The sequence below is a fragment of the Erythrobacter litoralis genome, from assembly GCF_029760855.1.
Taxonomy (GTDB): domain Bacteria; phylum Pseudomonadota; class Alphaproteobacteria; order Sphingomonadales; family Sphingomonadaceae; genus Qipengyuania; species Qipengyuania litoralis_A.
Genome location: NZ_SOSI01000003.1, coordinates 308,076 through 319,769, shown reverse-complemented (window position 1 = coordinate 319,769; position 11,694 = coordinate 308,076). Strand labels below are relative to the sequence as shown.

At 61.9% G+C, this 11,694-nt stretch carries 11 protein-coding genes and 1 tRNA gene; 9 read left to right on the top strand and 3 right to left on the bottom strand.

Translation table 11 applies throughout. The features are described from left to right. Positions 1 to 14 precede the first annotated feature (14 nt). Both E3U23_RS07265 and E3U23_RS07260 read right to left on the bottom strand, forming a co-directional pair. A complete protein-coding gene (locus E3U23_RS07265; protein ID WP_279350564.1) occupies positions 15 to 401 on the bottom strand; it encodes a response regulator in 387 nt (128 codons plus the stop codon). Further along, complete coding sequence (locus tag E3U23_RS07260) at positions 401 to 1,327, bottom strand: HWE histidine kinase domain-containing protein (RefSeq protein WP_279350788.1); 927 nt, start codon at positions 1,325 to 1,327, stop codon at positions 401 to 403. The genes E3U23_RS07265 and E3U23_RS07260 overlap by 1 nt, the downstream gene beginning before the upstream one ends. Between E3U23_RS07260 and E3U23_RS07255 the strand changes: the two genes are divergently transcribed. Then, positions 1,298 to 1,459 (top strand): hypothetical protein, encoded by a 162-nt coding sequence (locus tag E3U23_RS07255; RefSeq protein WP_279350797.1) that lies wholly within the window; start codon positions 1,298 to 1,300, stop codon positions 1,457 to 1,459. The genes E3U23_RS07260 and E3U23_RS07255 overlap by 30 nt on opposite strands. 108 nt (positions 1,460 to 1,567) lie before the next feature. On the opposite strand, the gene msrA is transcribed toward E3U23_RS07255, so the two are convergent. Further along, complete coding sequence (gene msrA / locus E3U23_RS07250; protein ID WP_279350562.1) at positions 1,568 to 2,107, bottom strand: peptide-methionine (S)-S-oxide reductase MsrA; 540 nt, start codon at positions 2,105 to 2,107, stop codon at positions 1,568 to 1,570. A gap of 106 nt (positions 2,108 to 2,213) precedes the next feature. On the opposite strand from msrA, the gene E3U23_RS07245 reads away from it, so the two are divergent. The 8 genes from E3U23_RS07245 to E3U23_RS07210 all read left to right on the top strand — a co-directional run bounded on the left by E3U23_RS07245 (position 2,214) and on the right by E3U23_RS07210 (position 11,587). Beyond that, positions 2,214 to 3,077, top strand: a complete 864-nt coding sequence (locus E3U23_RS07245) for a class I SAM-dependent methyltransferase (protein WP_279350560.1) — start codon at positions 2,214 to 2,216, stop codon at positions 3,075 to 3,077. A gap of 71 nt (positions 3,078 to 3,148) precedes the next feature. After that, positions 3,149 to 3,907: an SIMPL domain-containing protein gene (locus E3U23_RS07240; protein WP_279350559.1), complete on the top strand. Its 759-nt coding sequence runs from the start codon at positions 3,149 to 3,151 to the stop codon at positions 3,905 to 3,907. Positions 3,908 to 3,920: 13 nt separating this feature from the next. Continuing rightward, positions 3,921 to 4,796 carry an N-carbamoylputrescine amidase gene (aguB, locus tag E3U23_RS07235; RefSeq protein ID WP_279350558.1) on the top strand — a complete coding sequence of 292 codons (876 nt, stop codon included), beginning with the start codon at positions 3,921 to 3,923 and terminating at the stop codon, positions 4,794 to 4,796. A 17-nt stretch (positions 4,797 to 4,813) separates the two neighbouring features. Continuing rightward, positions 4,814 to 5,320, top strand: coding sequence for a 2-amino-4-hydroxy-6-hydroxymethyldihydropteridine diphosphokinase (gene folK / locus E3U23_RS07230; protein ID WP_279350557.1), 507 nt, complete (start codon positions 4,814 to 4,816; stop codon positions 5,318 to 5,320). Positions 5,321 to 5,382: 62 nt separating this feature from the next. Then, positions 5,383 to 5,458: transfer RNA gene (locus E3U23_RS07225), tRNA-Lys, on the top strand. A 135-nt stretch (positions 5,459 to 5,593) separates the two neighbouring features. Further along, positions 5,594 to 7,216, top strand: coding sequence for an efflux transporter outer membrane subunit (locus E3U23_RS07220; RefSeq protein WP_279350556.1), 1,623 nt, complete (start codon positions 5,594 to 5,596; stop codon positions 7,214 to 7,216). Beyond that, positions 7,203 to 8,513 carry an efflux RND transporter periplasmic adaptor subunit gene (locus tag E3U23_RS07215; protein ID WP_279350555.1) on the top strand — a complete coding sequence of 437 codons (1,311 nt, stop codon included), beginning with the start codon at positions 7,203 to 7,205 and terminating at the stop codon, positions 8,511 to 8,513. The genes E3U23_RS07220 and E3U23_RS07215 overlap by 14 nt, the downstream gene beginning before the upstream one ends. Then, positions 8,510 to 11,587, top strand: coding sequence for an efflux RND transporter permease subunit (locus tag E3U23_RS07210; protein ID WP_279350554.1), 3,078 nt, complete (start codon positions 8,510 to 8,512; stop codon positions 11,585 to 11,587). Before E3U23_RS07215 ends, E3U23_RS07210 begins: the two co-directional genes overlap by 4 nt. Positions 11,588 to 11,694 lie beyond the last annotated feature (107 nt).

Genomic DNA, 11,694 nt, shown 5'->3' with positions numbered 1-11,694 from the left:
CATGCTTTCGCTTTTTATTCGGCGCTGCTTTTCAGCTCGACATCGGGCAATACCGCTTGCAGCGTCTCGTAAAGTTTGCCGTTGGTAATAGGCTTGCGAACGATCTTCTCGTTCGGAAGCACGAAGGTGATTTCATCGCGGTCGTAAGCGGTGATGAACACGAAAGGCACGCCACGTTCCCGCAGAACTTCCGCGACAGGCTTCGACGTATCGCCCCCGCCGAGGTTCACATCGAGGAATGCTGCATCCATCTCGTCCGATTTGGCGCGGGCTTCCGCGTCCTGCAGGTGCACGCTGGGACCGACGATCTCGAACCCGAGATCTTCCAGCATGTCGCACATCTCGAAGGCAATCAGAACTTCGTCCTCGACTACGAAGATCTTCTCTTTCCTGCTCGGCATTATTGAAGCCCCTGCTCGGTATAAGGCATATCAAGTTCCCATCGAAGGCCGTCTTTCTCCAGCCCCCATTCCACGGTTCCGCGTGTTTCCGCAGCGATTGCGCGCTGCGTTATGAATGCCCCGAAAGTATTACCCTCTGGCAAGCTTTTCGGATGCGGCCCCCCGCTTTCCTGCCAGGTTACAATCAATCGCTGACCATCTTTTTCGGATTTCAAATTCCAAGTCAGGGAAACAGTTCCAGCCGGATCGGACAGGGCGCCGTGTCTTCTCGAATTGGTCGTGAGCTCGTAAAAAGTCATGGCGAATGCGACACCGGTAGGAGATGAAAAATCGACCTCTGCACCGTGTGTTTTGAGGCGACGGGGATCGATCGGCACAATGGCTTCGTCCAATATGTCGTCGAACGAGACACGGCCGATCTTTTTGCCCAATAACCCGGCATGCGCCTGCGCATAGGCAGAAAGCCGGCGGTCCAACCTTTCGAGGAATTCCGGATTGACGGTCCCGCGCAGCGAACGATTGACAATCGCCTGGGTCACGCTGAACGCATTTTTGACCCGGTGGTTGAGTTCGGCAATCAGCAAGCGCTGATTATCCTGCAAGCGCCGTTCTTCGTCGATGTCGATTACGGCTACGGCCGCCCCGACGCGCTCGCCGCTCTCGTCACGAATAGGCTCCGCAATGGCGCGTATCCACGAACGCGAACCATCGCCGTGCTCGTAATCGACATCGAGCTGTGAATGATCGGCTTTTCCGCGGATCACTTGGGCGAGAGGATAATCGCCGGACGCAACCCTCCGGCCATCCTCATGATAGCCGACCCATTCTTCATAGGAATCGGCATCCGCAGACAACCGGACGGGATGGCCGAGCATCCGCTCGATATTCGAATTCCCGTGAAGTATGCGTCCGTCCCGGTCCGCGATAAGAACGCCGACCGGGACAGTTTCGAGAGTGGACTCGAACAGCAGCCTCATCCGATCCAGTTCGGTGCGACTGGCATCCCGCTCTTCGGAAAGGATCGCTATCTGCTTACGCAGGGCATCGAGTTCGTCTGAATTCTGTTTTTCAGGCATGGCAATCAATGTGTTCCATGCCTGGCTTTAACAATTTTAAAATACAAGAGCAGTCCGAGATTTTACCCATCAACCTGCGATTGTTCTGCTTCAGGCGTCCTGCTTCACCTTGTTCTGGAAGCTCTTGCGCAGCTTCATCAGCTTCGGCGGGATGACGGCCATGCAATAGGGATTGCGCTGGCCTTCTCCGGCCCAGTATTCCTGGTGATAGTCTTCGGCCGGATACCACGTGTCCGGACCTTCGATGGTTGTGACAGCGGTGCCGTCGTTCTCGGCATTCCAGCGTTCGATGGCCGCCTGCGCTTCGTCGCGCTGAGCATCGTCCTGCGGGAAGATGGCGCTGCGATACTGGGTGCCGACATCGTTGCCCTGTCGGTTCAGCTGACTCGGATCGTGCGTGCCCATGAACACATCGAGGATTTCGGGCAGCGAAATGGTCTCGTCATCGAACGTCACCCGCACTGCTTCGGCATGGCCGGTATTGCCCGAGCAGACTTCCTTGTAGGTCGGATCGGGCTTGTCGCCGCCGATATAGCCGCTTTCGACTTCGCTGACGCCGATCACGTCCTTCATCACCGCTTCGGTGCACCAGAAGCAGCCGCCGGCCACGATTACCTGTTGCTGTGCCATAATTCTCAATCTCCTTGCTTGGAGGTGGAGATAGGAAGTGCGGCCCCGCTTGTCATGGGGGGTGGACGGCCTAGAAGGAAGGCAACCGATCACTGGGAGACGAACGATGCGCCTTTTCTCGATCCTCGCTGCCGGCTGCGCGCTGGCTACCGCAATGCCCGCCGCCGCCGATCATCACATGAACCAAACTTCGGGTGGGCAAGACACGATGCCGACGATGGACGTAACGGCCGGACAACGCATGGCGGCTACCCTTTTGCATACGCGGCGGGCGGAGGATCAGAGCCGCGACGAATGGCGGCACCCGGCCGAAACGCTCGCCTTCTTCGAGGTCGAGCCGGGGATGACCGTAGTGGACTACATGCCGGCAGGCGGCTGGTATACACGGGTGCTGGTACCGTATCTGGGCGAAGAGGGCCGCTATGTCGGCCTTACGCCTGATCCCGCCGCCGCCGATAACGAGCGCTTCGGCGAGTATTTCGGCGCGCTGCCCGGCCGGTTCGAGGAAGCGCGCGGGGGCTGGAACCTCGACGGCGCACCGGTCTCGGTCTACGCCTCGCAGGACATTCCCGACGCGATGAAAGGCACTGCAGACCGCGTGCTGGTGTTCCGCGAAATGCACAATTTGCTGCGCTCGGGTGTGATGTATACCGAGCTCACGCGTATGCGCGATTTGCTTAAGGACGACGGGATGCTCGGCATTGTGCAGCACCGCGCCAAGGCGGATGCCCCAGCGTCCTACACCACCGGGGCGAACGGCTATTTGCGGCAGGAAGACGTCATCGCGCTGGTAGAGGCGCATGGGTTCGAACTGGTCGGCATGAGCGATATCAACGCCAATCCGAAGGACAGCGCCGATCATGAGGGCGGCGTATGGCAATTGCCGCCGAGCCTATCGGGCGAGAACGAAGCGCTCCGTTCGGTAGGCGAGAGTGATCGGATGACGTTGCTGTTCCGCAAACGCGCCTGACCGCCCGTAATTCACGGTTCATTTCCGGCATTGCAACCATGTAGTCCTGTTACATGGGGAGTGCCGGAATAATGGACTGGAGAACGGGCGTCATTTTCGGCGCGCTCCTGCTCGCAGGTTGCGCAGATCGGGCCGACGAGGCGCGCGGCGTCGATCATGGCGAAACGCTGCTGTCGGTCAGCGCCAGTGGCCAGGCGGAAAGCCGGCCCGACCGTGCCGAGTTCGAGGCGGGCGTCGAGACATGGGCGCGCTCGGCCAGACAGGCGAGCGAGGACAATCGCGAAAAGATCGCCGAAATCGTGGCGGCACTGCGTGAATACGGCGTCGGCGACGACGATATCCAGACCCGCTCGGTCCAGGTGCGGCGGATCGACTATGGCGACCGCAAAGGCCAATTTCTCGCCAGCAATATCGTTGCGGTGACGATGGACGAGCCGGCGCGCGCGGGCGAAGCGGTCAGCGCGGTGACGGATGCCGGGGCCAACATCGTCTCCGGCCCGAACCTGTCGATGACCGATCCCGAAGCGACCGCCAACCTCGCTTACGCCGATGCCTACAGGGCCGCGATGGGGCGGGCCGAAGCCTATGCGAAGGCGGCGGACATGACGGTCAGCCGCGTCCTCTATATTCGCGATGCCGGCGGGATGCAGGGCCAGACCTATCTGCGCGGAGCCGAAGCGATGGAGGAGGGCTCTATGGTGCGTGCCCAAGCTGCCGCCCCGCCGCCCGTAGCCGCGCCGCCGCCCGACGATGCCTCTCCCGGCGTGATGGTCGGCACGACCCGCTCCGACGTCTATATCCAGGTGGACTTCGCGTTGAAGCCCGCATAATCCGCGTCGGCCTATGAGACATCTGCGCCTTGCCATTCTCCAGCTTCCGCTCGCCCGGCCTGTGGAAGCGAATAATATTGCCGCCGTTGCCTCTCTGGTGGAACAGGCGGCGGGCGAGGGGGCGCAGGTCGTGCTGCCTCCCGAACTTTTCGCCGGCGAGTATTTCTGCCGCACGGAAGAGGAAGAGTTCTTCGCCCGCGCCCGCCCGACCGCTGAGCATCCCAGTGTGCTCGCGATGCAGGAGCTTGCAGGAAAGCACCGCATTGCGATCCCGACGAGCTTCTTCGAGCGCGACGGACATCACTACTACAACACCCTTGCCATGATCGGGCCGGACGGCGCGCTTATGGGCACTTATCGCAAGAGCCATATCCCCGACGGCCCCGGCTACGAGGAAAAGTACTACTTCCGTCCTGGAAACGACGGATTCAAGGTATGGGATGTGCCATGCGACGGAGGCACCGCCCGCATTGGCGTCGGCATCTGCTGGGACCAATGGTATCCCGAATGCGCACGTGTCATGGCGCTGAAAGGGGCCGAGGTGCTGCTTTATCCCACCGCCATCGGCTCCGAGCCCTACGACGCCGATCTCGACACCAGCCGCATGTGGCGCCGCGCGATGATCGGGCATGCGGTGTCGAACTGTATGCCGGTCGCGGCCGCAAACCGGTTCGGGCACGAAGGCCCGTCGGACCGCCCGCAGAAATTCTACGGCCACAGCTTCATCAGCGACGAATGGGGCGATCTGGTCGAACAATACGGGCGCGACGACGAGGGCGTTCTTCTCGCGACGCTCGATCTCAACCGGGCGGCGACGCACCGGGCCGGCATGGGCTTCTTCCGCGATCGACGCCCGCAGCTCTACGGCCGGATTTGCGAAGATATCTGACGTCGGGCGAGGGCGGCTTGGCAGCATCGCACGCCTATGTGATCGCGCTCGGCTCGAACATGCGGGCACATGGTTTGCCCCCCGAAGCACTCATTACGGCCGCCACAGAAGCACTCGGCGAGAATGGCTGGAACGTCCGTGCCGTTTCGCCGACCATCCGTTCCGCGCCCGTCGGTCCATCGCAACGACGCTATGCCAATGCCGCCGCGCTGATCGAAAGCAATCGGCCGCCGGAAGCGATGCTCGCGGAACTGCAGGAGATCGAGCACCGGTTCGGACGGCAGCGGCGCGGCCAACGCTGGCGGGCCCGACCGCTCGATCTCGATATCGTTCTGTGGAGCGGCGGCGCCTTTGCGTCCGATAGGCTGACCATTCCCCACCCGCTCTTCCGCCAGCGCGACTTCGTCCTGCGCCCCGCCGCGGCCATCGTCCCGCACTGGCGCGATCCGGTCAGCGGCCTGACGGTTCGTCAGCTGGCGGCCCGCCTCGTTCGTCCCCGCATCCGAAATATCGAAACGACGTAATCGCGACCCTAAAACCCATGTTGACCCTCGGCGCGCACCTGCTAGGTGCCTTGGCCGTGGTCGGGCCCTTAGCTCAGTCGGTAGAGCAACTGACTTTTAATCAGTAGGTCGCTGGTTCGAACCCAGCAGGGCTCACCACCTCTTTTCACGATGCGATGACGAAAGTTTCTGCAAATCGCTCAGGGCAAGCACGGTGCGTATAGACTAATCGTCGCGTCCACGTCCTTTTATTGGTGGATGTGGGCTTGATCCTTCGGCAAGCGGGATAGGCTTATGAAGGACGTCTCCTCGCCGGCGCATCGCACGATTGCGATTTTGGCTGCTAGCCTTGTCGCGGGATGCGCTACGGTCGGTCCCGATTATACCGCGCCCCAAACAGATCGCGCAAACGCCGACTTGCTCGATCCGTTGCCAGCTCCCGCATTCGACGGTGTGGCGTTTCTCGCGAGCGAAGGCGCGATCGAGGAATGGTGGCGGTGGTTCGGTTCAAGTGAACTCAACCGGCTTGTGCAAACCGGCTTCGCCAAGAGCCCGACTTTGGCGGCCGCGCGGGCGCGCTTGACACAAGCGGCATATTTGCTGCGCGCCGAGCGCGGACTGTTGCTTCCGGAAATCAGCGCGAACGGACAGATACAACGGCAGCGTGCCGGCGCAGGTGGTTTTGGTGGTCAGGGGCAAGGACAGGGCCAGGGGACCGGTCAGGGCCAAGGTCAGGGCGGCTTCGGCGGGGGCGGTAGCAGCGAGTTTACGATCTACACCACGCAAATCGCTGTCGACTACAACCTCGATCCGTTCGGACGCGAAGATCGCCTGATCGAATCTGCCGAAGCGCAGTTGGCAGCGGCCAAGGCGGAAGTTCAGGCCACCTATCTTTCTCTCGCAGGCAACATCGTGTCGAGCGCGCTCGAAGCGGCGGCGATCCGTCAGCGCGCCGCTGTGACGCGCGAGCTGATCGATGGACAGCGCAATCGCTTGGAATTGACGCGCATCCGCGTGGAGGAAGGATATACCGCGCGGGCCGATCTGGTCGCCGCGGAGGCCGAGATCCGCGCCTTGGAGGCGCGCCTTCCCGGCTTTCGCCGCGATCTGGCGTTGGCGGAAGCGCGGTTGGCAACACTGACGGGTCGGCCGCTCGCGCAGGCCGAACTCCCAGCATTGACTTTGTCGACGCTTACGATGCCTGAAACAGTGCCGGTGACCCTTCCCTCGACACTGGTACGGGCACGGCCCGACATACGAGCGGCGGAAGCGCGGCTCGCGGCGGCAAGCGCCGAGATCGGTGTCGCGACGGCGAGCCTTTATCCCGATTTCACGTTATCCGGCGCAGCAGGATTGAACGGTATCGAGGGGCCCGGTTTCGGTCCGACCCTGGACTTCATATACTCGGCAGGCGTGGGACTGCTCGCGCCCCTGTTTCAAGGCGGTCGATTGCGGGCGCAGCGCGATGCGCAGATCGCGGTGTATCAGGAAACGCTGGCTCTTTATCAGGAAACCGTTTTGGGCGCCTTCGAAGAGGTTGCGGGGGGGATTTACGCGCTGGAAGCAGACGGCGAGGCGCTGCAGAGGCAAATACAGGCCTTGGATGCGGCGCAGGAAAGCCTCGATCTGACGGTGTTTCGTTATCGTGAGGGCGCCGCCAGTCTGTTCGACGTGCTGCAGGCCGAACGAACCTATCAGGAGGCGCGCCTTTCCGTGGTCGACGCCTCGGCCCTGCGCTTTCAGGATACTGCGGCCTTGTTGGCCGCAGTTGCAGCCGGGCCGCTGGACGAAAGCTTCCTTTCCGCGCAGACGGGCGACGGGGCGATCGCCGCGACGCGGGCGGCGCTTTGGGAAGGCCGACCGCCAGCCCTTCTTCCGCAATACGAAATCGAACGGACTATCGATGGCCGAAACTGACGGGGACGGATCGCAGGCGAGATCCGAAGGGGATGGCGATTCCACGCTTCCCGAGCGAGCCCGTGCCATGGTTTGGTGGCGCAAGGCGCTGATCGGAGCCTTGATTGTCGGTGTGATCGTATTGATCTGGTACTTCTTCTTCCGGTCGGGCGAGGAAGAGCAGCAAGGCCCGCAATTGCCGCCGCCCGCCACTGTGACGATCGACCAGGCGACGCGGCAGCAATGGGATAGCGAGATCACGGCGACGGGGACATTCGCGCCTGTCAGGGGCGTCGAAGTAACGGGCGAACTGGGCGGTACGATCGAGGAGATATTCTTCACCGCCGGGCAATATGTCCGCCAAGGCGCGCCGCTTATCCGGTTGGACACTTCGACGGAACGCGCGCAGGTCGCGCGTCTGGAGGCACAGCTCAGGCAGGCTTCGGCCGCCGCGGCGCGGGCTCTTCGCCTGATCGAACGCGGCGCCATTGCGCAAGCCGAGGTCGAACAGACGGTGGCAGAGCGCGACGCCCTTGCCGCGCAAATCTCCGAAGTCCGTTCGGTCATCGGCAAGAAGACGATCCGTGCGCCCTTCAGCGGCCAACTCGGCATCAGGCTGGTGGAACGAGGCCAATTCCTGTCGCCCGGCACCGCGATCGCGCAACTTGTGCAGCCCTCGCCGCTCTATCTCAATTTCGAGCTTCCCGAAGGCAGCATCGCGGCGGTTTCCGTGGGACAGGGCATCGAAGCGAAAGTGGAAGGCTTCGGCGATGAGATCATCGGCGGGCGGGTCACCGCGATCAATCCCGATGTGGCGACCGGAACGCGCAACTTCACAGTCCAGGCGACGGTCGCGAACAGCGATGGGCGCATTCGGCCCGGGCAGTTCGCACAGGTTACGCTGGATACGGGCCGATCGCGCGAGGTCGTGAGCGTTCCTGCGACTTCGGTGGTGTTCAATGCCTATGGCAGTTCGGTATTCCTTGCCGCCGAACCGACCGAAGAACAGCGTGAGGCGCTTCGGAAGCAGCGCGAACAGCAGGCAGAAGACGGCGGCGGGCAAGGTGGGGGCGGCTCCGGCGGGGGCGAAAACGCATCTTCGGGGCAGGGCGGGCCGCCTGCGCCCAAATTTATCGCCAAGCGCGCATTCGTGAAAACAGGCGAGAGGCGCGGGCTCGACATCGCCATCCTCGAAGGCATTGAGCCGGGCCAGCGGGTCGTGGTTTCCGGTCAGGTCAAGCTCAGCGATGGAACGCCCCTGATACCGTCGCAGAATGAGCCGCTTCAGGATGTTCCGGCAGTGCCGGAGACCCCGTGAACTTCCTCCAGCGCTTCATCGAGAGACCGGTTCTCGCCCTTGTCGTCAGCATGGTGATCGTGCTGTTCGGCCTGCAGGCAGCGACGGCGCTGAGCGTGCGCCAGTATCCTGATACGACGTCGACGACGATTACCATCAATACTCCCTATGTCGGCGCGAATGCCGACCTGGTGCGTGGCTTCATCACCACGCCGCTTGAACAGGCGATCGCGACGGCGGAGGGTATCGATTATCTCGAAAGCACCAGCAGCCAAGGATCGAGCACGATCAATGTGAGGCTGGATCTGGGCTATCCACCCAACGATGCGGTCGCGGAAATCCTGACCAAGATCAATCAGGTGCAGAACCAGCTGCCTGCCCAATCCGAAAACCCGGTGCTGACGGTACGCACCGGCGGCGATCAGGCGGCGATGTATATCGCGTTTCAGAGCGATATTCTGAGCCGCGAGGAAATCACCGATTACCTGAACCGCGCGGTCAAGCCGCGGCTGGAAACGGCCGAGGGTGTCCAGCAGGCGGCCGTGCAGGGTGCCGGGTCGCTCGCCATGCGTATCTGGCTCGATCCCGACCGGATGGTGGCGTTCGGCGTCACGCCGGGCGAAGTGCGGACCGCGCTCTCGAGCAACAATTTCCTTGCCGCTGTCGGTTCCACCAAGGGATCGACGCTCTCGATCCCGATCGAGGCCAATACCAATCTGACGTCACCAGAAGACTTCGACGATCTTGTGATCCGCGAGGAAGACGGCGCTATCGTTCGGCTCGGCGATGTCGCCGACACCATGCTGGGCGCGGAGACCTACGACAGTTCGGTCAAGGTCGAAGGCGAGCCTGTGGTGTTCATGGCCATCGAAGTGTCCCCGACGGCGAATATTCTCAGCGCCGTGGGGGAGGTCCGCGATTTGCTGCCCGACATTCGCGAACAATTGCCCGAAGCGGTTACCTTCGAGGTGGTTTACGATGCGACCGAGGCGATCGAAAGTTCGATCGGATCGGTGATCCAGTCGCTGTTCCTCGCGTTGGCGATCGTGGCGGTGGTTATCTACCTGTTCCTCGGTTCGGTCCGTTCCGCTATTGTCCCCGCCGTCACCATGCCCATCGCGCTAGTCGGGGCGTTCTTCCTGATGCAGGCGCTGGGCTTCTCGATCAATCTTTTGACGCTGCTCGCGCTGATCCTTGCCATCGGTATCCTGGTCGACGATGGAATCATCGTGGTTGAGAATGCGGCGCGCCTGATCGAAGAGGGGTGCGAGCCCGAAGACGCGGCGAAGCAGACCGTGCGCGAGCTCGGCAAGACCATCATTGCCATGAATATCGTCGTGCTCGCCGTATTCGCGCCGATCGGTTTCATGGGCGGACTGACCGGATCGCTGTTCACCGAATTCGCTTACACGGTAGCGAGTGCGACGCTGCTTTCCGGCGTGGTCGCGCTGACCCTGTCGCCGATGATGTGTGCCAAGCTGCTGAAACAGGACCATGAGAAGAACCGCTTCGCCAAGTGGGTCGATACGTGGTTCGGCAAGTTCTCGGACGGATATCACCGGCTACTGGTAAAGGCGCTCGATCATGCGAAAATCATGCTGGTCATCGGCCTTGGCATCATCGCCAGTATTTACCTTACGTACAACGCCGCCGAGAGCGAGTTGGAGCCGCCCGACGATGGCGGTTTCCTTATCACAAGTATCCAAGGCGATCCCAACGGTTCGATCGATGCTCTCGAGCGTGCGACCGACAATCTTGCGAACCGGCTTGGCCAAAACGAAGCGGTCGATCTCGTCTTTATGCAAGCGGGCGGGGGCCAGCCGGGCGATGCGTCCTCGAGCGCATTCGGCGGGATCGTCCTGAAGGATTGGGGCAACCGCGACCAGACGCAGCAGGAGTTGCAAGGACCCTTGCAAGGCCTTGCGGCGCAGAGCCCTGCCTTGCAGGCCGCGGTCATTTCGCCCCCGTCGCTGCCCGGGTCGGGCGGGGGTACGCCAGTCCAGTTTATCGTTTCAACCGTGGACGATCCCGAAGCCTTGCTCGACGTCTCGCAAGGCCTGCTCGATGCTGCACGCGCCAGCGGCCTGTTCGCTTTCGTCGAAAGCGATCTCAAATTCGACCGGGCTCAGTATTCGCTGCAGATCGATCGCGACCGTGCGGCAGCGCTGGGGGTCGATATCGAAGCCGTCGGTACCGATCTTTCGACCATGCTGTCGGGCGGGTTCGTCAACTATTTCACGTTCGACGGTCGCAGCTATCGCGTCATCCCCCAAGCCGAGCGCGCCGAGCGCCTGACCGTCGAGCAATTGAGCAAATATCAGGTTCGCACCCGGTCCGGCGAACTGATCCCGCTATCGACTTTCGTGACGGTCGAGCAGAGCACCCAGCCGCGGCAACTCAAACGGTTCAACCAGCTGAACGCCGCGATCATCTCTGGTGTCCCGGCGGAAGGCGTCTCGCTGGGCCGAGCGATCCAGTTCCTGCAAGACACGGCGGACGAAAGACTGCCCGCAAACTACACCGTCGATTACGCCGGCCGTTCGCGCCAGTTCGTGGGCGAAAGCTCCTCGCTGTTCGTCGCCTTCGGACTTGCGGTCGCGCTGATGTATCTCGTCCTGTCCGCGCAGTATGAGAGTTTCCGCGATCCGGCAGTCATGTTCATGGCCGTGCCGATGGCGATCGCCGGCGCGCTGTTCTTCTTTGCGGCGGGGATCGTGACGATCAATATCTACACCCAAATCGGATTGCTGGCGCTGATCGGCGCGATCATCAGGCACGGTATTCTGCTGGTCGAGGTCGCGAACCAGCAGCAGGTCGAAAACGGTCTCGATAAACGCGAAGCAATGGCGGAGTCCGCGCGTCTGCGTTTCCGCTCGATCATGATGACGACCATTTCGACCTTCGTGGGCGTGATCCCGCTCATCGTGGCAGGGAGCGGCCCCGGCGCAGGGTCGCGCTTTGCAATCAGTTTCACGCTCGGTTTCGGACTGCTGGTCGGGACGCTCTTTACCGTGTTCATGGTACCTGCGCTGTATACGTTGGTGGCGCGCGATCGGACTGGCGAAGGCGGAACAGAGGCGAAAAGCGCAAGCTGAAGGCATAAAGAAGTAAGCGCAGCACTATCAAACGGCGAACAGCGGTTTCCACACCTGTTCGGCCAAGTTTCTCAAACTGTGTGAACGGGTACTTTCGACCCTCACTT